This window comes from Actinoplanes sp. L3-i22 (assembly GCF_019704555.1).
Classification (GTDB): domain Bacteria; phylum Actinomycetota; class Actinomycetes; order Mycobacteriales; family Micromonosporaceae; genus Actinoplanes.
The window spans coordinates 11,922,745-11,946,103 of sequence record NZ_AP024745.1 but is presented as its reverse complement, the minus strand read 5'-3'; the positions used below and the strand labels follow the sequence as shown (position 1 = coordinate 11,946,103).

At 71.6% G+C, this 23,359-nt stretch carries 22 protein-coding genes; 8 read left to right on the top strand and 14 right to left on the bottom strand.

Annotation, left to right across the window (positions count from 1 at the left end; all coding sequences use genetic code 11):
- Nucleotides 1-95: 95 nt before the first annotated feature.
- From L3i22_RS52990 to L3i22_RS52975, 4 genes are all read right to left on the bottom strand, one after another.
- Entirely contained in the window at nucleotides 96-1,355 is a 1,260-nt protein-coding gene (locus L3i22_RS52990; protein ID WP_255657832.1) for a glycosyltransferase family 87 protein, read from the bottom strand.
- A 230-nt stretch (nucleotides 1,356-1,585) separates the two neighbouring features.
- On the bottom strand, nucleotides 1,586-2,197 hold the full coding sequence (locus L3i22_RS52985; RefSeq protein WP_221324915.1) for a DoxX family membrane protein: 612 nt from the start codon (nucleotides 2,195-2,197) through the stop codon (nucleotides 1,586-1,588).
- 27 nt (nucleotides 2,198-2,224) lie between these two features.
- Nucleotides 2,225-3,430, bottom strand: coding sequence for an ATP-binding protein (locus tag L3i22_RS52980; protein WP_221324914.1), 1,206 nt, complete (start codon nucleotides 3,428-3,430; stop codon nucleotides 2,225-2,227).
- Nucleotides 3,431-3,537: 107 nt separating this feature from the next.
- The gene (locus L3i22_RS52975; protein ID WP_255657829.1) at nucleotides 3,538-4,167 is read right to left on the bottom strand and encodes a hypothetical protein; all 630 of its coding nucleotides are present in this window, start codon (nucleotides 4,165-4,167) and stop codon (nucleotides 3,538-3,540) included.
- Between the two features lie 103 nt (nucleotides 4,168-4,270).
- Between L3i22_RS52975 and L3i22_RS52970 the strand changes: the two genes are divergently transcribed.
- Nucleotides 4,271-4,717 carry a prepilin peptidase gene (locus L3i22_RS52970; RefSeq protein WP_221324913.1) on the top strand — a complete coding sequence of 149 codons (447 nt, stop codon included), beginning with the start codon at nucleotides 4,271-4,273 and terminating at the stop codon, nucleotides 4,715-4,717.
- Here L3i22_RS52970 and L3i22_RS52965 read toward each other — a convergent pair.
- From L3i22_RS52965 to L3i22_RS52945, 5 genes are all read right to left on the bottom strand, one after another.
- On the bottom strand, nucleotides 4,704-7,826 hold the full coding sequence (locus L3i22_RS52965; protein WP_221324912.1) for a UvrD-helicase domain-containing protein: 3,123 nt from the start codon (nucleotides 7,824-7,826) through the stop codon (nucleotides 4,704-4,706). The genes L3i22_RS52970 and L3i22_RS52965 overlap by 14 nt on opposite strands.
- Nucleotides 7,827-7,891: 65 nt before the next feature.
- Nucleotides 7,892-9,391, bottom strand: a complete 1,500-nt coding sequence (locus L3i22_RS54255; RefSeq protein WP_255657821.1) for a metallophosphoesterase — start codon at nucleotides 9,389-9,391, stop codon at nucleotides 7,892-7,894.
- A gap of 870 nt (nucleotides 9,392-10,261) precedes the next feature.
- Nucleotides 10,262-10,531, bottom strand: coding sequence for a MoaD/ThiS family protein (locus L3i22_RS52955; RefSeq protein ID WP_221324911.1), 270 nt, complete (start codon nucleotides 10,529-10,531; stop codon nucleotides 10,262-10,264).
- Nucleotides 10,532-10,662: 131 nt separating this feature from the next.
- Nucleotides 10,663-11,679 (bottom strand): GTP 3',8-cyclase MoaA, encoded by a 1,017-nt coding sequence (gene moaA, locus L3i22_RS52950; protein ID WP_255657820.1) that lies wholly within the window; start codon nucleotides 11,677-11,679, stop codon nucleotides 10,663-10,665.
- A 239-nt stretch (nucleotides 11,680-11,918) separates the two neighbouring features.
- Complete coding sequence (locus L3i22_RS52945) at nucleotides 11,919-12,866, bottom strand: fructosamine kinase family protein (RefSeq protein WP_221324910.1); 948 nt, start codon at nucleotides 12,864-12,866, stop codon at nucleotides 11,919-11,921.
- A gap of 56 nt (nucleotides 12,867-12,922) precedes the next feature.
- Between L3i22_RS52945 and L3i22_RS52940 the strand changes: the two genes are divergently transcribed.
- Nucleotides 12,923-13,426, top strand: coding sequence for a GNAT family N-acetyltransferase (locus L3i22_RS52940; RefSeq protein ID WP_221324909.1), 504 nt, complete (start codon nucleotides 12,923-12,925; stop codon nucleotides 13,424-13,426).
- An 87-nt stretch (nucleotides 13,427-13,513) separates the two neighbouring features.
- Entirely contained in the window at nucleotides 13,514-14,512 is a 999-nt protein-coding gene (locus L3i22_RS52935) for a DUF4192 domain-containing protein (RefSeq protein WP_221324908.1), read from the top strand.
- Nucleotides 14,513-14,639: 127 nt separating this feature from the next.
- Here L3i22_RS52935 and fdhD read toward each other — a convergent pair whose 3' ends face one another.
- A complete protein-coding gene (gene fdhD / locus L3i22_RS52930) occupies nucleotides 14,640-15,467 on the bottom strand; it encodes a formate dehydrogenase accessory sulfurtransferase FdhD (protein ID WP_221324907.1) in 828 nt (275 codons plus the stop codon).
- Between the two features lie 327 nt (nucleotides 15,468-15,794).
- Here fdhD and L3i22_RS52925 point away from each other — a divergent pair, with 327 nt between their 5' ends.
- The 3 genes from L3i22_RS52925 (at nucleotide 15,795) to L3i22_RS52915 (ending at nucleotide 18,031) form a co-directional block, all read left to right on the top strand.
- The gene (locus tag L3i22_RS52925) at nucleotides 15,795-16,376 is read left to right on the top strand and encodes an NTP transferase domain-containing protein (protein ID WP_221330601.1); all 582 of its coding nucleotides are present in this window, start codon (nucleotides 15,795-15,797) and stop codon (nucleotides 16,374-16,376) included.
- Nucleotides 16,373-16,624, top strand: coding sequence for a DUF6457 domain-containing protein (locus L3i22_RS52920; protein WP_221324906.1), 252 nt, complete (start codon nucleotides 16,373-16,375; stop codon nucleotides 16,622-16,624). The genes L3i22_RS52925 and L3i22_RS52920 overlap by 4 nt, the downstream gene beginning before the upstream one ends.
- A gap of 336 nt (nucleotides 16,625-16,960) precedes the next feature.
- The gene (locus L3i22_RS52915) at nucleotides 16,961-18,031 is read left to right on the top strand and encodes a YbjN domain-containing protein (RefSeq protein WP_221324905.1); all 1,071 of its coding nucleotides are present in this window, start codon (nucleotides 16,961-16,963) and stop codon (nucleotides 18,029-18,031) included.
- A gap of 22 nt (nucleotides 18,032-18,053) precedes the next feature.
- Here L3i22_RS52915 and L3i22_RS52910 read toward each other — a convergent pair whose 3' ends face one another.
- The gene (locus L3i22_RS52910) at nucleotides 18,054-18,515 is read right to left on the bottom strand and encodes an Lrp/AsnC family transcriptional regulator (protein WP_221324904.1); all 462 of its coding nucleotides are present in this window, start codon (nucleotides 18,513-18,515) and stop codon (nucleotides 18,054-18,056) included.
- 68 nt (nucleotides 18,516-18,583) lie between these two features.
- Here L3i22_RS52910 and ddaH point away from each other — a divergent pair, with 68 nt between their 5' ends.
- Together ddaH and L3i22_RS52900 are read left to right on the top strand one after the other, a co-directional pair.
- Nucleotides 18,584-19,414, top strand: a complete 831-nt coding sequence (gene ddaH / locus L3i22_RS52905; RefSeq protein WP_221324903.1) for a dimethylargininase — start codon at nucleotides 18,584-18,586, stop codon at nucleotides 19,412-19,414.
- A gap of 96 nt (nucleotides 19,415-19,510) precedes the next feature.
- Nucleotides 19,511-20,050, top strand: coding sequence for a bacterial proteasome activator family protein (locus L3i22_RS52900; RefSeq protein WP_221324902.1), 540 nt, complete (start codon nucleotides 19,511-19,513; stop codon nucleotides 20,048-20,050).
- A 323-nt stretch (nucleotides 20,051-20,373) separates the two neighbouring features.
- Here the strand turns inward: L3i22_RS52900 and L3i22_RS52895 are convergent, their stop codons facing one another.
- From L3i22_RS52895 to serS, 3 genes are all read right to left on the bottom strand, one after another.
- Entirely contained in the window at nucleotides 20,374-21,165 is a 792-nt protein-coding gene (locus tag L3i22_RS52895; RefSeq protein WP_221324901.1) for an HAD family hydrolase, read from the bottom strand.
- The gene (locus tag L3i22_RS52890) at nucleotides 21,165-21,977 is read right to left on the bottom strand and encodes an HAD family hydrolase (protein WP_221324900.1); all 813 of its coding nucleotides are present in this window, start codon (nucleotides 21,975-21,977) and stop codon (nucleotides 21,165-21,167) included. Before L3i22_RS52890 ends, L3i22_RS52895 begins: the two co-directional genes overlap by 1 nt.
- A gap of 109 nt (nucleotides 21,978-22,086) precedes the next feature.
- A complete protein-coding gene (serS, locus tag L3i22_RS52885) occupies nucleotides 22,087-23,343 on the bottom strand; it encodes a serine--tRNA ligase (RefSeq protein ID WP_221324899.1) in 1,257 nt (418 codons plus the stop codon).
- Nucleotides 23,344-23,359: the final 16 nt, after the last annotated feature.

The window sequence follows — 23,359 nt, the reverse complement described above, 5'->3', positions numbered from 1 at the left end:
CGTGGCTAGCGGCGATAGGCGCGGGGACGGGTGGCTAGCGGCGATAGGCGTGGGGGACGAGTGGGCTGGCGGCGGTAGGCGTGGGGGCCGGGTGGTTAGCGGCGGTAGGCGCGGGGGACGGGGATGGCGGCGATGCGCCGGTGCGGGTGGGTCGGCTCGGCGGGTGACGATGATGGGCGCCAGGGCAGGGCTGTGATCAGCAGGATCAGGGCCAGGGCGTAGCCGTTCCACGGGAGCAACGTCGTCGGCGCGGCGAGCAGTAGCGCGTACCCGCAAATTGCCGAGACGGCCCGGACCATCTCGGCGAACCTCGAGTGGCGGGATGTCCGGGCGCAAGCCCGGCGGCGCAGCGCGCCGTCGGCGAGCACGAGCAGCGCCGGAATCAGCCAGATCAGCTCGGCCGGCGTGGTCATCGGCCCGAACGCCGCGGCCGCGAGCCCGATCAGCGTGAACGCGGCCACCTCGTCCCCGGCCAGGATCGCGGATCGGGCCCGGACCAGGCCGACCGCCAGCACCAGGGTCCCGATGGCGAGCCAGACCAGGACCGGCGGCGCCGGAAACCCGTAGAGCCGGGCCAGCACCCCGGCGATGGCCTGGTTCCCGGCGGCGTTCAGGGATTCGATCCGATTGATCTCCCAGAGCGTCTCGCTGAACCAGGTGATCGTGTCCCGCGGAGCGAACAGCAGCCCGGCCAGCGTCACCGTCACGCAGGTGGTCAGTGCGGTGAGGGCGGCCCGCCGCTGCCGCAACACGAACAGTCCGGCCAGGAAGAACAGTGGCGTGACGCCGAACGCGGCGGCCAGTCCGGTGCCGACGCCGGCCCAGGACCCGGCGACCCAGCCCTGCCGGAGCCGGTCCCGCAGGGGCCCGGCGTGATCGGCGGCCGGCCAGAACGGCCAGCGCAGCGAGCGGCGCAGCGCGACCAGGTCGGCGAGGATCAGGCCGAACAGCAGCAGTTCGGGGCGGCCTTCGCCGATGGCGGCCCGGACCGGCTCGGTGAACAGGGCGAGCGCGGTGACGGCGAGCGCGAGCGGGGTGCGGCGCCGGCCGTATCGCCGGGCGATCGGCGCGGTCAGCACGACCGAGGAGAGCAGGAGTGCGGCCAGGCCGGCGAGGGCGAGCAGCCAGCCGGCCGCTTTCAGGGGCAGGATGGCGAGGGGTGCGAGGAGGATCGCGAGGGCGGGCGGCAGGGCGGCGCCGGCCTGGGTGAACGGCTCGCGGTAGGCGTAGAGCTCCGCCCCGCCCAGCCATTCCCGCACGGCCGCGTGGGTGATGGCGAGCGTGCTCAGGCCGTACCGGGAAAGCGCGATGGAGATCAGCGCGAGGGTGACCAGACCGCCGAGCGCGACCAGCACGGACCTGGTTTGCGCAGCGCGAAGCGCGCGGCTCCGGATCACCGGCATGGTCGACCCCCGTCTTGTCCTCCGGGCACGGCACGGCCTGCCACCAGCACGGGGGCAGGTTGTAGCCGACCGGAAGAGGCCCCTCGTCCGCTTTAACGCCGGGGCCGCGCGCAGGTTGTTATCCGGACAATTAGTACATTCCGGATGCGCACAAGAGGTGCGCTACCTCACACCGGAGGGGTTTATCCCGGCAGTTTCCGCGCGGCGCCGGCGGACAGCGCGGCGATCCGTGCCTCGCGCTTCGCGGTCCGGACGGCACGCCGCATCTCCCGGCGCGAACGGGTGACCGCGTGGTTGATCGAGCGCTGCGACCGGTCCACCGCGTGGCTCAGCGACCGCTGACCGCGATCGACCGCGTGCGAGGTCCGGTACCGCAGACCCGGCTCGCCCTCGGTGTCGACCGCCGCCAGCAGCAGCCCGCCGAGCAGCCCCAGGTTCTTCAGGAAGTGGGTCTGCTGGTCGGCCCGCCGGTCCTTGGGCACCGCCCAGAACGGATGCCCGGCGAGCGTGGTCGGCACCAGCCCGGCGGCCAGCACCGCGGCGGCCGGCCGGGTGAACCGCCCGGTGGCCAGCGCCAGTCCGGCCAGCACGTCGGTGCCGGCCTTGATCCGGACCAGCGTCTCCGGGTCGGTGGGCAGGCGGGTGTCGGCCTTCTCCAGCAGCGGTGTGAACCGGTCGGTGATCCGGCGGGCGGCCTGGACCCGGCCCTCGCCGGGTTTGATCAGCACGCGAACTCCGCTGATCACGAAGATCGAGGCGAGCATGGCTCGGGCGGCGGTGCGGACGGGCTTCATGAATTCCTTATACCCGTCCGGCGAAGATCACACCGGCTGCGTACGGAGGTAACGGCCGAAGTGCGGCACGGTAAACGCGACCGTGCCCCGCCCCCCGGAGTAGATGAGTCCCTTTTTGATCAGCGCGTCCCGGGCCGGCGACAGGCTGGCCGGCTTGCGACCGAGCGAGATGGCGATCTCCGAGGTCGGCACCGCGGCGTCCATGTCGTTGCCGGGATCGTTGGAGAGCGCCGCCATCGCCCGCATGTACTCCCGCTCGGCCGGGGTGGCCCGCTCGAACCGGGAGCCGAAGAAGCCGACCGCGAGCTCGCTCTCCGCTTCCGGCGCGGCCACCCGGACGTCGTCCGCGGTGATCGGGGACTGCGGCGCGTGGTCCCAGGTCGCCTTCCCGTACGCCTGCACGAAGTACGGATACCCACCCGACTTCTCGTAGAGCAGGTCGAGCGCCTCCTGGTCGTAGTCCACGTCCTCCCGCTCGGCCGGCACCCCGAGCGCCAGGTCGGCCGCGTCCCGGTCCAGCCGGTCGATCCGCTGGTACCGGAAGAGGCGCTCGGAGTACGACTTGGCGGCGGACAGCACCGCGGGCAGGTGCGGCAGCCCGGCGCCGACCACGATCAGCGGCGCGCCCAGCTGGGAGAGCTCGTGGCAGGCGGCGCAGAGCGCGGAGACGTCGGTCGCGCTCAGGTCCTGCATCTCGTCGATGAACAGGGCGATCCCGGTGCCCACGTCGGTGGCCAGCGAGGCCGCGTCGGTGAACAGCTCGACCAGGTCGATCTCGATGTCGCCGGAGTCGGCCCGGCCCCGCGCGGGCGGCACGTCGATCCCGGGCGCCCAGCGGTCCCGCAGCTTCGAGCCGGAGTCGTTGGCCCGCAGCGCGAACGCCTTGAGCACGGCGAGCACGTCGTCGACCCGCTCCGGGTCACGATGATGCGGGGCCAGCTCGCGGATCGCCATGTGCAGCGCGCCGGAGACCGGGCGGCGCAGCGACTGGTCCGGCCGGGCCTCGATCTTGCCGGTGCCCCAGAGGCGGCCGATCGCCGCCGAGCGCAGCGTGTTGAGCAACACGGTCTTGCCGACGCCGCGCAGGCCGGTGAGCACCAGGCTGCGTTCCGGGCGGCCGCGGGCCACCCGTTCCAGCACGACGTCGAAGGCGCCCAGCTCACGGCTGCGCCCGGCCAGCTCGGGTGGGCGCTGACCGGCGCCGGGAGCGTACGGGTTCCGCACCGGATCCATGACGTAGCACCGTATCGGGCCATCTAGGACGAACGCTAGAGTCCGCTCGATATGTCGCTCTAAAGCTGTCTAGGATTCTGGCTAGAGTTCGCTAGAGGCCCTCAGAGTTACTTCTCCTGGTACTCCCGCAGGCACAGCACGAAGTCGACGTCGTCATACTCCGTGTCGTAGTAGTACCACTTGGTGTAACCGGGGACCTTGGCGCACTTGACCACCGCGTCCTTCTCGCCGGTGGTCTTCCCGTCGAAGCGTTTCAGCACCTCGTACGTGTTGGCCGCGCACGCCACGATGCTCAGCTGCGGCTCGGTGTTGGTGCCCTCGTTCCGGACGCACTGCCCGTTCGTGGCGAACCGCGCGTCCGCGCTGGTCTGCGGCCGGGCCACGTTCGCCGCGGTGGACGTCGCGGCGGACGGGGTCGCCGGCTGGTCGTCGCGACCGACCAGGAACCAGACCGTGGTCGCCAGCCCGCCGCCGACCAGCACGCTGAGCACCGCGATCAAGGCGGCGACGGCGAACCCACGCTGCGGTTTCGGCGGTGGTGACGGCACCGGGGCCGGCGGCTGGTAGCCCGCATACTGCTGGTGGGGGATCTGCGGGACGTCCCAGGCCGGATCGCTCCGGTGGTCTCCCCACGGGTCGGAGGGTTCCGCGTACGGCTCCTCGGGCCGACCGCCCGACCAGGGCGGGCCGGAATACGGGCCGTTGTGCGACATCGGGGGATCCTCCTCGGCTTGCATGCCGCATGTCACGGTAGCGTGCGCCGCGCTCTGTGGACGGTTCTGTCCCGTTGTCCACAACCCGACCTGCGCCTGACCGCCGGGACCGTTACCTTTCCCGCTCATGTCGTCACTACTGATGATCATGGCGGGTGTCCTCGGCGGAGTCCCGGCCGTCCTGCTGGCGTTGATCGATCTGCGGTCGCTGCGGCTGCCCGATCCACTGGTCGCGAGCCTGGCCCTGGGCGCGGGGGTGCCGCTGGCCCTGCTCGCGCCGGGGCGGATCGGGTCCGGCCTGGTGGCCGGGGTGCTGGTCGGGGCGGGCTACCTGCTCGTCGCGCTGCTGCCCGGGGACGGGCTGGGCCTCGGCGACGTCAAGCTGGGCGCGGTCCTGGCGATGCTGCTCGGGCTCGCGGGCGGGTGGCCGGCGGTGCTCGCCGGCCTGGTCGCGGCCCACGTGATCGGCGCCGGAGTGGCCGTCGTGCTGCTGGCCACCCGGCGCCGCCGAGTCTTCCCGTTCGGCCCGGCGCTCCTTCTGGGCGCCGTGGCCGGGCTGATCACAGCAGCCTGAGCTGGCGATCCTTCGGCTTGGCCCGGGCCGACTCGCCCAGTCGCTCGAACAGGCCCGAGTCGATCACGTCCAGGAACGGGGTCGGCTGCTGCTCCCGCTCGCTGCCGTGCCGCGACCGCTTCGCCGAATAGCTCACGTAGAGCCGGTCCTGCGCCCGGGTCAGGCCGACGAAGAACAACCGGCGCTCCTCGGCGATCTCGTCGTCGGTCGGGGCGGAGCCGGGCCAGCGCAGCGGCAGCAGCCCGTCCTCGCAGCCGACCAGGAAGACCACCGGGAACTCCAGGCCCTTGGCGGCGTGCAGGGTGAGCAGGTTTACCGCCTCGGCACGCGGGTCCAGCGCGTCCACCTCGGCGCCCGTCTCCAACTGCTGCAGGAACTGGGGCAGGTCGTCGCCGACCCGCTCGGCCAGCGGGGTGAGCAGGTCGGCCGCCGTCCAGATGTCCTCCGGGGCGATGTGCCCGCCGTCCAGCGTCGGGGTCGCGTACCTCTGGGCCAGGGTTTGTGCGGAAAGCTTGACCCGCGCCGCCAGCGTGCCCACCTGCCCGGTCGCGTGCCGCAGCTCGCGGGCGATCACCTCGACGCCGGCCCGGTCCCGCAGCCGGTTGTGTGAGCGCTTCTGCACCGGCACCCCGGCCCGGGACAGCGCCTCGAGGATCGGGCGGGACTGCGCGTCAGTGCGGTAGAGGACCGCGATGTCCGAGAACGACAGCGTGCCGGAGGTCGCCCCGCGCGAGTCCACCCGGCCCGAGTCGTGCGACCGGTGGGAGAGCCCGCCGACCAGCTCGTCGATGGTGCGGAGCACGAAGTCGGCCTCGTCCGCCACGCTGCGCGCCGGGTAGCGGCCGACCAGCGCCGCCTCCGGGTCCAGCCGGGCCGGGTCCAGCCGGCGGCCGCTGACCAGTGTCGACGGTGCGATGGCCTGTACCGCGGCGGCCAGGATCGGCGCCGACGACCGGTAGTTGCGGGTCAGCCGGACCAGCCGGGCGTCCACGAAGTCCTGGTTGAAGCGGAGGAAGTAGCGCACGTCCGCGCCCCGGAACGAGTAGATCGCCTGGTCCGGGTCGCCGATCGCGCACAGGTTGCCGTCCGCCGGGGAGAGCAGCCGCAGCAGCTCGTACTGCAGGTCGTCGACGTCCTGGTACTCATCGACGAAGATCCACTGCCAGCGCTTGCGGTACCTCTCGACCAGCGCGGTGTCCTCGCGCAGCAGTGCGACCGGCACGCTGATCAGGTCGTCCAGGTCGACAAGATCCTGCTGACGCAGGATTTTCCGGTACGCCGTGTCGTCGTCACCGGCCTGCTCCCGGGCCGCCTTCTGCTCCGGCTCCTCGGCGATCCGCCAGCCGGCGCCGAGCCCGGCCGCCTTGGCGTTCTCCTTCAGGATGGTCAGGCCCAGCGCGTGGAACGTGCCCACGGTGATGTCCTCGGCGACGTCGCCGAGCAGGTTCTCCAGGCGTTCCTTCAGCTCGGCCGCGGCCCGCCGGGTGAACGTGATCGCCAGGCAACGCTCCGGGAAGACGCCCAGCTCGGCGCAGAGATACGCGATCCGGTGGGTCAGCGTCCGGGTCTTGCCGGTGCCCGGGCCGGCCACGATCAGCAGCGGACCACCCGGCGCGGACGCGGCCACCCGCTGCATCGCGTCGAGACGGTCCAGCAGGCCGGTGCCGACCTCCTCCATGCCGGCCAGCATCGGCTCGAACGGCTCGTGCGGGCTCGGCGGCGGGGCGATCGGCGGCGGGGCCGGCTTCTCCTTGGTGGTCTTCGGCTTCTTCGGCGCGGCCGTCTCCGGCCGGGCCTTCGGCTTCTCCACCGGGAACATGTCGAACAGCGTCTCGACCTGCGGCGCGCTGTTGCGGTTGCGCAGCTCGCCGGGCTCGAAGAGGGTGATCACGCCGTACTCGCCGTCGTAGCCCGGCACGCGCCGGACGTCGCCGCGCCGCAGCCGGGTGATCGCCTCGCGCAGCTCCTCGCCGCCGGCCTTGCCGATCTCGTCGACCGGCACCTTCCGCAGGATGTCCAGCTCCGCGCCGAGCGTCGTGACCAGGTGGGTGAGCTGCGAGTCGACCGTCTTCGACTTGGGGCCGACGCCGTGGATCTCGCCGAGGATCTCGTGCAGCTGGATCAGGTGCTCGACCCGGGTGTCCTTGGTGAAGCCCTCCGGGCGGTCGGCCAGGTCCTCGACCCGGCTGAGCACCCCGACGGTCAGCGGCTTTCCGCACTCCGGGCAGCGGCCGCCGGCCTGGCGGGTGCGCTCCGGCTCCCAGTTCACGCCGCAGAGCCGGTGGCCGTCGGCGTGGTACTTGCCCTCTTCCGGGAAGAACTCGAGGGTGCCGGCCAGGCCGACGCCGTCCTTCACCGCGAAGTAGTCCGGGGTGCCGGTGAACAGGGTGGCCTCGCGGGCCAGCGCGGCCGGCGAGTGCGCGTCCGAGTTCGAGACCAGGCGGTACCGGTCCAGGCTGGAGACCCGCCAGTTCATCGCCGGGTCGCTGGACAGGCCGGTCTCCACCGCGGTGACGTGCTCGGCCAGGTCGGCGTAGCAGTCGGCGATCGCGTCGAAGCCGGACTTCGAGCCGAGCGCGGAGAACCACGGCGTCCAGATGTGCGCCGGGATCAGGTAGCCGCCGGCCTCGAGCGTGATCTCCAGCAGGTCGCGGGAGTCCAGGCCGAGGATCGGGCGGCCGTCCGCGGTCAGGTTGCCGATCCGGCCCAGCGCGGTGTTGATCCGCGCGGCGGACTCGAAGTCGGGCGCGTAGAGCAGGTGGTGCACCTTGCGGGTGCGGTCGTCCCGCTTGTAGATCGTCGAGATCTCGACGCTCAGCATGAACCGGGCCGGCGTGGTGCCCTTGAGCGAGCCGGGCAGCCGCTTGGTGACCGGATCCTCGTCGTTCAGCCGGAACAGACCCGGCTCGGCCGGGTCCAGGCTCTCCCTGAGGTGCTCGAACCACGCCGGGTGGGTGAAGTCACCGGTGCCCAGCAGCGCGATGCCCTTGCGCCGGGCCCACCAGGCCAGGTTCGGCAGGGTCAGATCACGACTGCAGGCGCGCGAATAGCGCGAGTGAATGTGTAGGTCGGCAACGTACGTTTCCGGGCTGACCTCCACGTCTCGCATCCTGTCACGGCCGTCGGTTCCGCCACGAATCGCCACGCTCAAACACACTTACCGATCTTGATGAGTTACGCCACGCGGAGTTCGACCACCGTGACCTGCGGCGGCGCGCCCACGCGGACCGGAGGGCCCCAGAAACCCGCGCCGTTGGTCACGTAAACCGGCACGCCGTCCACCCGCCCGAAGCCGGAGACTACCGGTTGCTGCAATTTCACGAGCAGGTTGAACGGCGCCATCTGGCCGCCGTGGGTGTGCCCGGAGACCTGCAGATCGACGCCGTACGGCGCGGCGTCCTTCGCGGCCAGCGGCTGGTGCGCCATCAGCACCACCGGCCGGTTGGTGTCCCGGTCGCCGAGCGCCTTGCCGAAGTCGGCCGCGTCGCCGTAGGCCTCCCCGCCCAGGTCGTTGACCCCGGCCAGGTCCAGCCCGTCGATCTCGACCCGCGCGTTGCGCAGCGGGCGCATGCCGAGCTCGGTGACCTCCTCGATCCACGGCTCGAAGCCGGAGTAGTACTCGTGGTTGCCGGTCACGAAAAAGGCGCCCCTCCGCGACTCGATCCCCCGCAGCGGCTCGGCGAGGTGTCCCAATTCCGCGACAGTGCCGTCCACAAGGTCACCGACGACGCACACCACGTCCGCGTTCACCGAATTGATCACGCGGGTGATGCGCTGGGCGTGCCCGATTCCGGTCAGCGGCCCGAGGTGAATGTCGGAGACGACGGCCAGCCGGGTGCCGTCCATCGCCCTCGGCAGCTTCGCGATCGGAATCTGCACCCGATCGATCCGGGGCGCGCTGGTCGCGGTCCGAACCCCGTAACCGGTCACCCCCGCCGCCGTCAGCCCGGCAAAGATCGCCACCCCACGAGCCAGCACCAGCCGCCGATCAACCCCACCCGCCGCCTCGCCGCCCGCAGCGGCCGGGCCGTTCACACCACTCGCCGCCGCCTCGCCGCCAACGCCGTTCTGGCCGGCCGTGCCGCCCACGCGAGTCGTCGCAGCCTCGCCGCCACTGCTCTGGCCGGCCGTGCCGCCCGCGCCCGTCGCCGCAGCCTCGCCGCCCTCGCTGCGCTGGCCGGCCTGGTCGCCCATGCTGCTCTGGCCTGCCGTGCTGCTGACGTTGGCGCTGGTCGCCTCGGCCGGGCTGGTAGCGCTTTTCCCGCCGACCGGCACCGGTACGTCGCTTTCAGCGACGACCGCAACAGACCCGGCCGGTTGCAACTCACCGTCCGCTGCCCCGTCGCGGTCCGAGAGCGCTTCCGCGATTTCTTCGGTACGTCGTTTGCCCACCCACAGCAATCGCAGCGCCAGCCGCGGGATCTCCAGCACGGCCAGGCTGATCAGCAGGTAGAACATCAGCGCGATCCACAGGTACCCGGGCCAGGCGAGCCACTCGACATACCCGGCACGCACCCCGATCAGGGTCGCCGGCACGAGCAGCCCGAGCAGACCGACCACCACCGCACCCAGTCGCCGAGCCCAGCCCGGACGCACGGTCTCCCGAACCAGCCGCTTCCACAGATAGAAGTGCACCAGGCCGATGACCACCAGGATCACCGCGACGAACGCCACCAAGACTCCCTACCTCCCCGGGACAGCCGCCCCAAGCCGCCCCAAGTCTCCCCGACTCCGAGCCCTTGACCCACCGCACCCTCAGCCCCACCACAGCCACCCCAACCAATCCACCGCGCCACCGCCCGCCGCCGCGCCGCCCGCCGCCGCCGCGCCGCCCGCCGCCGCGCCGCCGTCGGCCGCCCGCCGCCCCGCCATCGGCCCGCCGTCGGCCCAGCCAAAGCCAGCAGCCCAATTCCGACAACCAGAATCAACCCGGCCCGGCCCGGCCCGGCCAAAGCCACACACCACGCCACCCCCTCGACGGCGTCGTGCGCTGCCCGGACCCGTCGCCCCGCCGGTGTTGCCGCACCGGAGGGACGACGGCCCGGGCGGCCCGACTCAACCCGATCCCGGTAGGTCAGAACCTCCTCAGCCAGCCAGGTGCCAACGCGCCGAGTCAGCCCGGCCCCACTGCGGCAAGGAAGCCATCCTGAAGCAGTTCGCCGCGCCTGCGACGGGTTGCCCGAGGGGCTCAGGGCAGCGCGCATCATCCCCGTGTCGATGCGATCCGCCCCGAAAACCTCGGGCTTCCCGACTGGCTTGAATCCTGCCCGAGGGGTACGACAAAAACGCGAACCACGAGGTCAGCCCAGTTCAAAGCCGGGCAGTGCCCTGAAGGGTGGCGCCGGCAGGGTGGCGCCGGCAGGGTGGCGCCGGCAGGGTGGCGCCGGCAGGGTGGCGCCGGCAGGGTGGCGCCGGACCGAGCGACACTGAGCGACGCGATAGCGAGCCCGTGGTGGCAGGCCGGGCAGCGCTGGGTCGTGCCGGGCCGGCTCGGGGCGTCGGGCAGGAGGCGCCCGGGGTTCAGCTCAAGCGATCCAAGCGAGATCAGCCGCCGGCGAAGGGCGGCAAAATGTCCACAGTCGCACCGACCGGCAGCGAGGCCCGCCGATCGTGGCAGGCCAGCCCGTCGACCAGGAAGCTCGCAGCCTTGAGGACCAGCCCGAGCCGCTCCCCGTGCCGATCGGTGAGCACCTGAACCAGGCCCTCCAGCGAATCAGCCGCAACCTCCTCGGCCGAAACACCCCCAGCCGCAGCACGAGCTCCCGCAAAGTAGCGAACGGTCAGCACGACACAGCTCCCAACCGAACGGCCCATGCCACCCCGGGAAACGGAACGGTCAGCACGGCGCAGCCCGCAAACCGGACGGCCGAGGTCATCACAGGAAACGGCACGGTCAGCACGGCGCGCCCCCGGGCGGCAGCGTGGGACGGAACGATCAGCAACGGTCAGCCCCCGATGGCGGACATCGGGCGGGCCGGCTGCAGGAAGGCCGGATCGTCGATCCCGTGCCCGGCCCGCTTCCCCCACATCGCCACCCGCCAGGCCTCGGCGATCTCGGCATCCGGTGCCCCGTCCCGCAGTAACTTCCGCAGGTCGCTCTCCTCGGTGGCGAACAGGCAGTTGCGCACCTGACCGTCCGCGGTCAGCCGGGTCCGGTCGCAGTCTCCACAGAACGGCCGGGTCACGCTCGCGATCACGCCCACCCGGGCCGGCTGGCCGGCCGCGTCCACGTGCCCCGGGACCAGCCAAGTCTCGGCCGGAGCCGTTCCACGTGAAACATCGTCGGGCTGCAGATCGAAGGGCTTCAGCGCGGCGAGGATCTCCTCGGCCGTCACCATCGTGTGCCGATCCCACTGGTGCTGAGCGTCCAGCGGCATCTGCTCGATGAAGCGCAATTGATATCCATGCTCCAGGGCGAACCGCAACAGCGCCGGAGCCTCGTCGTCGTTCACCCCGCGCATCAGCACCGTATTGATCTTGACGGGGGTGAGCCCGGCCTCGGCCGCGGCACGCATCCCGCGCAGGACGTCGGCATGCCGATCGCGACGGGTCAGTGTGCGGAATCGGTCGGGATCCAGCGTGTCGAGCGAGACGTTGACCCGGTCGAGCCCGGCGTTCCGTAGCCCTGCCGCGAGCCGCTCCAGCCCGATGCCGTTGGTGGTCACCGACAGCCTGGGCCGCGGACTCAGCCGCGCCGCCTCGGCGACGATGCCGACCAGGCCACGCCGGATCAGCGGCTCGCCACCAGTGAACCGGATCTCGGTGACGCCGAGGCGCTCGACCGCGACCTGGACCAGCCGGCCCACCTCGTCGTCGGTGAGCTGCTCGGGCTGGGGCATCCAGGCCAGGCCCTCGGCGGGCATGCAGTAGGTGCAGCGCAGGTTGCAGCGGTCGGTGAGGGAGACGCGCAGATCGGTCGCGACTCGGCCGAAGCGATCGGCGAGCTTGATCACGGCTGCCACCGGCCCCGCTCGGCTGATCTCCTCGTCTCGCTCACAAATCGAATCTAGCCGCTCCGCCGCCAAGTTGCCGCAAGCCGTTTCGGCCTGTGGACAACGACACCACCGCGTCAGCCCCGGCACGCGGCCTGTGGACAACGACACCGCCCCTGGATCAGCCCCAGGACGCGGCCTGTGGACAACGGCACGAGCGTTGCCCGGCCCCGGCAGGCCGCCTGTGGATGACGAATCGGCCGGCCGGCTCAGCCGCGTAGGATCGCCTGCGCCGCCGAGACCACGGCACCACGGAAGCCCGCGCCGAAGGCCGCCGTGTGCACGAGCAGGAGATGCAGCTGATGCAGCGGCACGCGCCGCTGCCACCCGTCCGCGAGCGGCCACTCCGCCCGATAGGCCCCGAGGATCACGTCCAGCCGCTCCACCCCGCCGAACAGCGACATCGTCGCCAGATCGGTCTCCCGATGACCGCCGTGTGCCGCGGGATCGACGAGCCACCCACGCCCGTCCGCTCCCCACAGGAGATTTCCGGGCCACAGATCACCATGGATTCGCGCGGGCGGCTCCTCCACCCCGTACCGATCAATTGTCTTGATGATCTCCTCGACCAGAGCGGTGTCGGCGCCGGAAAGCGCACCTTGATCGGCAGAAATCCGCAGGTAGGGAAGCAGTCGACGCTCGGCGAACCAGGAGCACCAGGGTCCGTCGGACGGCGTGTTGTCGAGCGGCAGCGGTCCGATCCAGCCGGCCCAGGGCGCGCCGAAAGTTTCCGCGCCGCTGCGGTGGAGCGCCGCCAGGCCGCGTCCGAAAGTCTCCGCAGCCGATTGGCCCACGTCGCCCGGCTCCACCCATTCCATCGCGATCAAATTCGGAAGAGCGACGATCACTTCGGGTACGGCGACAGCCCCGGCCCCGCGCAGCCACCGCAACCCGGCCGCCTCCGCCGCGAAGAACCCATCCGGCGCACCAGCGGCGGAAGCCGTGCGGTCCGCGGGCCCGTCAGCAGCAGCCGCAGGCCCCGGCGGCGCGTGATCAGAACCGGACGGCCACGACTTCGCGAACAGCGACACCCCATCGTCCAGCGTCAACCGCGCAGCCGAACTGACCCCACGACGCAGCGGCGTCTCCCGGATCCGTTGATGGGTAAGGAATGTCGGGAGATGCTCCGGGTGCGCGCGCAGATACGCCATGTCCACCCGGTTATCTTGCGCTTCGGGTGACGGACATCCCATTTCAGAGGCAAAATGTCGGCATGGCCCCTGTCGCAGTGCGCTCGTACCGCCCGGCTGACCACTCCGCGGGCCGGCGGCTGTGGGCTGAGCTGACACGTCAGCAGCACGAGATGTACGGCGAGCTCGACGACGACGGCGGCGCCGGTTTCGAGGAGTATCTGACCCGCCTCGACCTGAGCGGCCTGTGGGTCGCCGACCACGCCGACGACGGGGTGATCGGCATGGTCGGCCTGATCATGCGAAACCGTGCGGGCGAGGTCGAGCCGGTGATCGTCACGGTCACCCACCGGCACAAGGGGGTCGGCCGCAAGCTGCTGCAACACGTCGCGGCCGAGGCCAAGAAGCGGAGCATGACCTCGCTGACGATCTCGCCGGCGTCGCGGAACGTGGAGGCGATCCGCAGCCTGCACGCCGCCGGCTACGACGTGGTCTCCTCGATCGAGCTCACCATGGATCTGGACCGGCACGCCCACGCCTGGCAGCAGGAGGGCCTGGAGCTGCAGGGTCTGCCCTTCCGTAACTGACCGAAGCGCCCCCGCCTGTGGACGAGTTGTCCACAGGCGCCGAGAAAGGCACTCGCCGAGCGCGCGGACCGGGCCAAGCTGCCCGGCATGACAGCCAACTGCAGCCTCGCCGTCCGGACCCCCGCCGACCTGATCGCGATCGTCCCGTTCGTGCTCGGCTATCACCCGCACCACAGCGTCGCCACGGTCGGCCTGATCGGCTCGCGGATCGAGTTCGCGGTCTGCCACGACCTGCCACCGCCCGACTGGACCGAGGCCGACGTCCGGGTCGCGGCGAACGAGGTGGCCGCCGCCGTCGCCCGGCAGCGGTCGAAACTGGTGGCCATCGTCGGCTACGGGCCGCCGCCCCGGGTGCTTCCGGCGGTGTTGCGCAGCGCCGAGGCGGTGCGTGGGCGCGGCCTCGAGGTGCTCGACGTGATGCGGGTCAGCGACGACCGCTGGTGGTCCTACCTGTGCAGCGATCCGTCCTGCTGTCCGCCGGAGGGCACGCCCTGCCTGCCGGGGGACAGCGTGATCGCCGCCGAGGCCACCTTCCAGGGCCAGGTCGCGCTGCCCAGCCGGAAGGATCTGACCGCGCAGGTGGCCGCGGTCGGCGGGGCGGAGCGGGCCGAGATGGTCCGGGCCACCGAGCGGGCCCGGCGCCGCTTCACCGACCTGATCGCCGAGGACCTGACCGCGGAACGGTACGGGCGGCTGGTCCGCCAACAGGGCCGGCTCGCGGTCCGGGCGGCGGAGAAGTGCTACCGCTCCGGCGGTTCGCTCGAGCCGGACGAGATCGCCTGGCTCGGCGCGCTGCTGGTCGAGCGGTCGGTGGAGGACTTCGCGCTGGACCGGGCCGCCACCGCGCACGACTGGCGGATCCGGCTCTGGACCGACGTGCTGCGCCGGGTCGAGCCGGCCTACGTGGCGCCGCCGGCCTGCCTGCTCGGCTTCACCGCGTGGCAGGCCGGGCGGGGCTCGCTGGCCCGGGTCGCGATCGACCGGGCGCTGGCCGAGGAGCCGCGGCACGAGCTGGCCGGCCTGCTGCACAACGTGCTGGGCTTCGGCCTGTCACCGCAGATGCTGCGGGTCCGGGGGCACCGATGAGAGCGCCGGCCGGGTGGGACCCGGTCGGCGCCACCGGATCCGGCGGCAGTGCTGCATGTCGATGCCGCGCTGGCATGGATGAAGGTAAATGGATACGACGAGTGGCCGACAGGGGGATGTCGTGTGGTCAGACTGTGACGCGCTCCACGCCGGCGTAAACGTTCATGGTCTGCCCGCGGAGGAAGCCGACCAGCGTCATCCCGGCCTCGTCGGCGAGCTCGACCGCGAGGGTGCTCGGGGCGGAGACCGCGGCGAGCAGCGGCAGCCCGGCCATCCAGGCCTTCTGGGTGAGCTCGAAACTGGCCCGCCCGGAGACCATCAGCACGTGCCCGGTCAGCGGCAGCCGACCCTCCCGCAGCGCCCAGCCGAGCACCTTGTCCACGGCGTTGTGCCGGCCGACGTCCTCCCGCAGCACGAGCAGCTCGCCGGCCGCGGTGAACAGCCCGGCCGCGTGCAGGCCCCCGGTCCGGTCGAAGGTGCGCTGCGCGGCCCGCAGCCGGCCGGGCAGCTCGGCCAGGGTGGCGGCGGGCACGCGCAACGGGTCGCCGGTCACGTCGAAGCGCGATTTGGTCCGCACCGCGTCGATGCTGGCCTTCCCGCAGACCCCGCACGAGCTGGTGGTGTAGAAGTTCCGGGTCGGATCGGTGAGCGGCGGCGGCACGTGCGCGCCGAGCACGATGTCCACCACGTTGTAGGTGTTCGGCGTGTCCGTCCCGGCGCACAGCTGCGCGGTGGTCACGTCCTCGGCGACGGCGATCATGCCCTCGCTGAGCAGGAAGCCCATCGCCAGGTCGATGTCGTTCCCGGGGGTGCGCATGGTCACCGCGAGCGGCTGCTTGCGCACCCGGATCTCCAGCGGCTCCTCGGCGGCGAGCTCGTCCGGCCGCCGCACGCTGCCCGGCGGGCCGGCGAGATCGATGCGGACCACCGGTCGCCGCGTCGTGCTCCTGCCCATGGCCGGAGCTTACGTCGCGCCGGCGAAAACACCACCGCGGGAGTTCGGGGTGCTGGCGGAACCGCCGCCGCGGGAGTTCGGGGTGCTGGCGGCGCTGGTGGAGGTGATGGCGGAAACGCCACTGCGGGAGCTTGCGGCCGGGTCCCGAGGAGCTTGCCGAGAACGCCACGTTCGCCGAATCCGGCGCCGGCCCGGAGACGTCCCGGCAACCGCGTCCGGCCCGGGAGCGGGTCCCCGCACACGCCGCCTAACCGGGAACAACAAGAGCGCGTGGACACGCCTGCGGGTCGCTCGGGATACGGTACTCACGTGGGGGGATTTGCGGCGGTGGTGCTGGCCGGTGGTGCGGCGCGGCGAATGGGCGGTGCGGACAAGCCGACTCTGGCTGTCGCCGGCCAGTCGATGCTGACCCGGGTACTGGCCGCCGTGCACGACGCCGACCCGCGTGTGGTGGTCGGTCGTGTCCCCTCTGACCTGCCGGTTCCGGTGCATGTGACCCGGGAGGAGCCACCCGGTGGCGGTCCGGTCGCGGCCGCCGCGGCGGGCCTCGCGCTGGTCCCCGGGCCGATCGCCTACACCGCTCTGCTCGCCGCCGATCTGCCGTTCCTCACCGGTGAGGCGATCGACGTGCTGCGCCTGACGGTGGAGTCGGCGCCGATGGAGGGCGCGGTCTACCGGGACACCGACGGGCGGCTGCAGATCCTGTGCGGGGTGTGGAAGACGGCGGCGCTGCGTGCGGCGATCGACCGGCTCGCCGCGAAACGGGGTGGCCTGCACGGCGCGCCGGTGCGGGAGCTGATCGGCGAGCTGCGGGTGGCCGAGGTGTCCTGGCGCCGGCCCGGCCCGCCGCCGTGGTTCGACTGTGACACCGACGACGACCTGCGCACGGCCGAGGAGTGGGCGCGGTGAACGAGCTGGACAGGTGGGTCGCCGCGGCCGGGGCGGAGCTGGGCGTGCTGCCGGAGGACGTGGCCGTCAAGGCGGTGCTGGACATGGCGCGGGACGTGGCACACAACGTGATCCGTCCGGGGGCGCCGGTCACGGCCTACCTGATGGGGCTGGCGGTGGGCCGCGGAGCGGACCCGGCCGAGGTCGCCGAACGGGTGACCGCCCTGGCCCTCGACTGGAAGCGCGAGCCCGAGCCGACCGAAAGCTGAAGGCTGAAGCGCGGGCCCGAGCCGACTGAGGGCTGAAAGCGCCAGCCCGGAGTAACTGCCCGCGCCGCCGGAGTGCTGAAAGCGCGAGCCCGAGCGCGAGGCCCCGGCCAGGGACCGAGGGCTGAAAGCGGGCATCCCGGGCAGCCACAGCCGGGGCCCGGAATCCGCCGTCGGAGCCGGGGCCCGGAAGCACTCGGACGCGCCCCTCGGACGAACCGCGGCGAACCCGACGGCAGGCACGGGAGCAGGGAAAACGCGCAACCCGGGAACCGAACCCGAGACGGGCGTTTACAGCACGGCCGCTCTCGATAGGGTGACGGTGATGGAGGTGCGATCATGACGGCAGAGATCCCGGCGGGCGACACGCCCGAGAGCGTGTTGCTCGACGAACCGACCACGGCCGACCTACGGGCCAAGGTCACCGAGGCGTGGCGCGAGTTCGCCAGTGCCCTGGCCGGCATGCTGTCCAGCCTGCCGTCCGGCGCCCAGATCGACCTCACCCTGGACCCGACCGCGTCCGGCACCGGCACCGCGGTCTACTCGGTCAGCCTCCGGGTGCTGCCGGCCGGCGTGCTCGAGGCGCTCGCCGTGGGCAACGCCGGGCTGCCGGCCGAGTTCCGGATGGACCGGGCCACGGTCGCCGACATGGTCGCGCTCGGCTGGTCCCCGCCCGGCGTGCTGGCCGGCTCGCGCGACGCGTTCGGTCTGCGCTCGGAGCAGGCCAAGGCGCCCGCGGTGGCCGCCACCGTCTCCCGCACGCTGCGTGACGTCTACGGGGCTCCGCACCCGGCCTTCCTGGTCTACCTCGTGCACGACGAGGAGGACGAGCCGCTCGACGCCGGCCCGCTGGCCACCGCGCGGCAGGAGCCCGGCCTGGAGCAGATCACCTCCGCCACCGAGCTGACCGACGAGGAGCTCCTGGGCGAGGTCACCGGCGAGGAGGTGCCGCTCGAGGAGCGGGTCCGCACGGTGATCTCCACGATGTCCAAGACCACGGTCGACCAGCTCCAGGTCGACACGGACGGCGACATCGGCATCCGGGCCGGCTCGGCGATGGTGTTCGTCCGGGTCCGGGACAATCCGCCGCTGGTCGACGTCTTCTCGCCGATCCTGACCGAGGTCGAGCCGACCGAGCAGCTCTACGTGAAGCTGTCCGAGCTCACCAACCGGATGCCGATCGGCCGGCTCTACTGTGCGCAGGACACGGTCTGGGCGTCGATCCCGGTCTTCGGCCGCAACTTCCAGGCCGTCCACCTGATGCTCGCGGTGCAGGTGATGACCGGTCTGGCCGACGAGCTGGACGATCGGCTGCACGGCGAGTTCGGCGGCAAGCGCTTCTTCGGCGAGGGCGACAAGCCCACCCCGCCGAAGAACGAGGACGACCACCGCACCGGGATGTACCTCTAGTTCGACGACCGGCCCGGCGCTGTCAATCCGGCAGCGCCGGCACCGCGGTCGGTGTCTCCACCAGGCGGGACAGCACCACCATGCTGCGCGTCGAGGTGACGAACGGCTCGGCGCGCAGCCGCTCCAGCGCCTGCTCCAGGTGACCAATATCGGCCGCACGCAGGTGCACGAGGGCATCCGCCTGCCCGGAGACCGTGTAGGCGCCGACCACCTCCGGATGCCGCCGGGTGGCCACCGTGATCTGCGCCGGCGTGGTCCGCCCGGTGCAGAACAGCTCCACGAAAGCCTCGGTCGTCCACCCCACCGCGGCCGGCTCGATCACTGCGGTGAATCCCTTGATCACCCCGGCCGTGCGCAATCGGTCCACCCGGCGCTTCACCGCGGGGGCGGACAGTGACACCCGGGCCCCGATGTCGGCGTACGAAGCGCGGGCGTCCGCAACGAGCAACGCAATGATTCGCTGGTCGACGGCGTCCATCTGCAACGATTCGCCTCCGAGGAGCAAGATTTCGAGCTGTTTGCTGCAACGCAGCCTACCTACGCTAAAACCTCATGAGCCACTTGGAGCGAGCCCCGCGGAAACGGACATACCTGATGTGTCCCCCGGAGCATTTCACGGTCGAGTATGCGATCAACCCGTGGATGGACATCACCGCGGAAGTGGACGCCGTCCGGGCCGTGAAGCAGTGGGAATCGCTGCGCAGCACCCTGATCAATCTCGGTCACGTGGTGCATGTGTTGGACGCCCGGCCGGGCCTGCCGGACATGGTCTACTCGGCGAACGGCGCGTTCTCGGTGGACGGCACGGTCTACGGCGCCCGGTTCCGCTATCCGCAGCGCGCTGACGAGGCGATGGCCCACCAGGCGTTCTACGACACCGCGGGCAGCTGGAAGTTCGTCGCTCCGGTGCACGTCAACGAGGGTGAGGGCGACTTCGCGTACCTGCCCGCGGCCTACGGCGGCATCGTCCTGGCCGGCTACGGCTTCCGCACCGACCCGGCCGCGCACGCCGAGGCGCAGGAGGCGCTGGGCCGCCCGGTGATCTCGCTCCGCCTGATCGACCCGGCCTTCTACCACCTGGACACGGCGCTGGCCGCGCTCGACGACCGGCACGTCACGTACTACCCGGAGGCGTTCTCGCCGGCCTCCCGGCAGGTGCTCGCCCAACTCTTCCCGGACGCCGTGCTCGCCGACCGCGCCGACGCCGAGGCGTTCGGCCTGAACCTGGTCAGCGACGGTCGCCACGTGATCCTGAACACCGACGCGATCGACATGGGCCGCAAGGTCCGCGCCGCCGGATATCAGCCCGTCCACGTGGATCTCTCCGAACTCAAGCGCGGCGGCGGCAGCGTGAAGTGCGCCGTCGCCGAGTTGAGGGCCTAGCCGCCGCGATCCCCAACCCAGCCGTCGCCGAGTTGAGGGCCGAGAAGGCACTGACCTCACGGGCACCTTTGGATCCCGTGCGCAAAGATGGTTCGCATGACCGAGGACACCCGCACCACTGAGCACAAGGAAGACGGCTCCGTCATCGTCGTGGGCCCGGACGGCCGCCCGCTGGGCACCATCGAGGAGGACGGCACGATGAGCCCCGAGGAGCCGGGCAACCTGATCGAGCAGCCGGCGAAGGTCATGCGCATCGGCAGCATGATCAAGCAGCTGCTCGAGGAGGTGAAGGCCGCTCCGCTCGACGAGGTCAGCCGCGGTCGGCTGCGGGAGATCCACGAGCGGTCGATCAAGGAGCTGGAGGAGGGCCTGGCCCCGGAGCTGCGCGAGGAGCTGGAGCGGCTGTCCCTCCCGTTCGAGGGCGACAAACCGCCGAGCGAGTCCGAGATCCGCATCGCCCAGGCGCAGCTGGTCGGCTGGCTGGAGGGGCTGTTCCACGGCATCCAGGCCGCGCTTGTCGCGCAGCAGATGGCCGCCCGTCTCCAGCTCGAGCAGATCCGCGGCGGCCAGGGCCGTCCCGCCCTGCCGATGGGCATCCCGGGCAAATCGGAAAGCCCCACAGGTCAATACCTTTAGACCCGATTTGGGTACGCCGTGGAGCCGCGCCCGTGCCGATCCCGCGCACGGCCGCTGCCGCTCCGGGCCGCAACGCGCTCCCGCCGCCCGGCTGGTGCTCAGGGCGCTTCAAAGCCCGCAAGACAACCCTGAGCACCAGCCGGAAAGCCGAGCCGGCCCGCGAGCGTGACGCGGCTGAGCGCTGGTGGAAGGGCGAGCCGGCCCAGGGGCGGGACGCGGCTGGGCGCTGGTGGAAGAGTGAGCCGGCCCAGGGGCGGGACGCGGCTGGGCGCCGAGTCGGGGAGACCCCAGGGCGCCTGCTCCGGCCGTACGGCGAAATGCTCTTAGATGTTGAAAGCTTTTTGCAGGTAAACCGCAACGCCATCCGCGACGTTGGTCAGCGTGCTCTCGTCGGACACCGCGCGCACCGCGGGGTGCGCGTTGCCCATCGCGACCGCCCGCCCGGCCCAGGCCAGCATCGGAATGTCGTTCGGCATGTCCCCGAACGCGACCACCTGGTCCGCGGTGATCCCTTCCCGCTCGCAGAACCAGGCGAGCCCGGCCGCCTTGGTCACCCCGGCCGCCGAGATCTCCACCAGCGCGGACGACGACGACCGGGTGGCCTCGGCGACCCCGCCGAGCGCCTTGCTGACCAGCTCCAGGAAGTCGTCCGGATCCGCGGTCGCCGAGCGGGCCAGCAGTTTCACCGCGGGCTCCGAGGTCAGCTCCTCGGGCGTGGCGATCACCCGCACCCGGTGATCGACCCAGCGGATCGGCCAGGTCGACTCGTGCCGGAAGGCGCGACCGTCCTCGATCTCCACCGCGAGCGACAGGTCCGGCACCGCGTCGCGCAGGCGGCCGATCACGTCGACCAGCGCTTCGCAGGAGAGCGGATCGGTCCGCAGCACCTGGTCGGCGTGCGGGTCGTAGATCACCGCGCCGTTCGCACAGACCGCGGGCAGCCGGGCCGGCAACTGATCGTAGAGATCCTCGAGCCAGCGCAGCGGCCGCCCGGTCACCAGCACCACCGGCACCGGAAGCGCGGTCAGCACCTCGATGGTCCGGCGGCTGAGCCGGCGCTCGTCGTCGATCAGGGTGCCGTCAATATCGGTCGCTACGAGTCGCCAGGGTGCCATCACCTCGACAATAGCCGGTCGAGATACACCGCCACCCCGTCCTGATCGTTGGTCAGCGTCACCTCGTCGGCGACCGCGAGCAGCTCCGGGTGCGCGTTGGCGACGGCCACCCGGCCCCACCCGGCCCAGCTGAACATCGGCAGGTCGTTGGGCATGTCGCCGAAGACCAGCACGTCCGCCGGGTCGACGCCGACCGCCTCGGCGACCACCGCGAGGCCGGTGCCCTTGTCCACGTTCGCCGGGCAGATCTCCACATAGTCGAGACCGGCCTGGGTGACGGTGGCCACGTCGGCCGGCACGACCTCGCGGGCGATCGCCAGCAGCTCGTCGACGTGGTGCCCGAACGACCGGGCGAACGCCTTGATCACGTCACCGCTGACGCACTCGGCCCGGGTGCGCGCCTCGACGGTCACCGGGTAGCGCCAGGTCGGGTCGAAGTCGCCCCAGAGCGGGGAGTCGTCGTGCTCCAGGGCCTCGAACATCACCGACAGCGGGCCGGCCACGGCCTCGATCCGGGCCAGCACGTCGGCCAGCACGAACCCGGGCAGCCGCGCCTGGCGAAGATAGCGGGAATCGGCCTGGTCGAGCACCCAGCCGCCCTGGGCGAGCACCAGGTAGTCGGCGACCCGGATGTCGTTGCGGGTCAGCGCGGTGAGCCGGGGACCACGGCCGGTCGCGGCGACGATCCGGATGCCGGCGTCGCGGACCCGGCCCAGGACCTCGTGCGTGAACGCGGAGACGGTGTCGTCGCTGCGGACGAGCGTGCCGTCGAGATCCGTGGCGATGAGCTTCGGCAGCCCAGGCTTGAGCATCGGAACCTCCGTGGGTCTTGCGGACCCCCGCGGAGGGCGGAAGGAGAACGTTACACCGGGCCGGCCACCAGCATCTATGACAACTGGTGACCGGGCGATGTCGAGATCGTTAGCGGCTGGGTTCGAGCACGTCGCGGCCGCCGAGGAACGGCTGGAGCGCCTTCGGCACCCGAACCGAGCCGTCCGGCTGCTGGTGGTTCTCCAGGATCGGAATCAGCCAGCGGGTGGTGGCGAGCGTGCCGTTCAGCGTCGCCACGGTCTGCGGCTTGCCGTTCTCGTCCCGGTACCGGATGTTGAGCCGGCGGGCCTGGAACGTCGTCGTGTTCGACGTCGAGGTGACCTCGCGGTAGCGCTGCTGCGACGGCACCCACGCCTCGCAGTCGAACTTGCGGACCGCGCTCGTCCCCAGGTCGCCGGCGGCCACGTCGATCACCCGGTACGGAATCTCGACCTTGGCCAGCATCTCCTCCTCCATGGCGAGCAGACGCTGGTGCTCGGCCTCGGCGTCCTCCGGCCGGGCGAACGAGAACATCTCCACCTTGTCGAACTGGTGGACCCGCAGGATGCCGCGCACGTCCTTGCCGTGCGAGCCGGCCTCCCGCCGATAGCAGGACGACCACCCGGCGTACCGCCGCGGCTCGTCGAGGTCGAGGATCTCGTTCGAGTGGTAGGCGGCCAGGGCCACCTCCGACGTGCCGACCAGGTACAGGTCGTCGGCCTCCAGCCGGTACACCTCGCTGGCGTGGGCGCCCAGGTAGCCGGTGCCCTCCATCGACTCCGGCCGGACCAGGGTCGGCGTGATCGACGGGATGAAGCCGTGCTCGACCGCCTGCTGGATGGCCAGCTGCAGCATGCCCAGCTGGAGCAGCGCGCCGACGCCGGTCAGGAAGTAGAACCGCGAGCCGGACACCTTGGCGCCCCGCTCGGTGTCGATCGCCCGAAGCGCCTCGCCGATCTCCAGATGGTCCTTCGGGTCGGCGATCTCCGGGATCGCGCCGACCTCACGGAGCACCACGAAGTCGTCCTCGCCGCCGGGCGGGGCGCCCTGGACGACGTTGGGCACGGCCAGGTGCGCGCGCTTGAGCGCCTGCTCGGCCTCGCCGGCCGCGGCCTCGGCGGCCTTCACCTCGGCGGACAGCTCCTTGGTCCGCGAGAGCAGGGCGGTCCGCTCGTCACCGGAAGCCTTCGCGACCTCCTTGCCGATGGACTTCTGCTCGGCCCGGACCGTCTCGAACCGCTGGGTGGCGGAACGGCGCTCCTCGTCGGCACGCAGCAGGTCGTCCACCAACTCGGTGGACTCGCCGCGCAGCCGCTGGCTCGCGCGGATCAGTTCCGGATCTTCACGAAGCAGACGCAGGTCAATCACGATTGTGGAGCCTACC

Excerpts from the sequence above, each read along its gene's own strand:
- L3i22_RS52975 (WP_255657829.1), bottom strand. The coding sequence starts at position 4,167 with ATGCAAGCCGAGGAGGATCCCCCGATGTCGCACAACGGCCCGTATTCC.
- L3i22_RS52970 (WP_221324913.1), top strand. The coding sequence starts at position 4,271 with ATGTCGTCACTACTGATGATCATGGCGGGTGTCCTCGGCGGAGTCCCG.
- L3i22_RS52935 (WP_221324908.1), top strand. The coding sequence starts at position 13,514 with ATGACAGCCAACTGCAGCCTCGCCGTCCGGACCCCCGCCGACCTGATC.
- ddaH (WP_221324903.1), top strand. The coding sequence starts at position 18,584 with ATGAGCCACTTGGAGCGAGCCCCGCGGAAACGGACATACCTGATGTGT.
- fdhD (WP_221324907.1), bottom strand. The coding sequence starts at position 15,467 with ATGGGCAGGAGCACGACGCGGCGACCGGTGGTCCGCATCGATCTCGCC.
- L3i22_RS52890 (WP_221324900.1), bottom strand. The coding sequence starts at position 21,977 with ATGCTCAAGCCTGGGCTGCCGAAGCTCATCGCCACGGATCTCGACGGC.
- L3i22_RS52895 (WP_221324901.1), bottom strand. The coding sequence starts at position 21,165 with ATGGCACCCTGGCGACTCGTAGCGACCGATATTGACGGCACCCTGATC.
- L3i22_RS52980 (WP_221324914.1), bottom strand. The coding sequence starts at position 3,430 with ATGGATCCGGTGCGGAACCCGTACGCTCCCGGCGCCGGTCAGCGCCCA.
- L3i22_RS52915 (WP_221324905.1), top strand. The coding sequence starts at position 16,961 with ATGACGGCAGAGATCCCGGCGGGCGACACGCCCGAGAGCGTGTTGCTC.
- L3i22_RS52940 (WP_221324909.1), top strand. The coding sequence starts at position 12,923 with ATGGCCCCTGTCGCAGTGCGCTCGTACCGCCCGGCTGACCACTCCGCG.
- L3i22_RS52955 (WP_221324911.1), bottom strand. The coding sequence starts at position 10,531 with ATGGGCCGTTCGGTTGGGAGCTGTGTCGTGCTGACCGTTCGCTACTTT.
- L3i22_RS52965 (WP_221324912.1), bottom strand. The coding sequence starts at position 7,826 with ATGCGAGACGTGGAGGTCAGCCCGGAAACGTACGTTGCCGACCTACAC.
- L3i22_RS52985 (WP_221324915.1), bottom strand. The coding sequence starts at position 2,197 with ATGAAGCCCGTCCGCACCGCCGCCCGAGCCATGCTCGCCTCGATCTTC.
- L3i22_RS52900 (WP_221324902.1), top strand. The coding sequence starts at position 19,511 with ATGACCGAGGACACCCGCACCACTGAGCACAAGGAAGACGGCTCCGTC.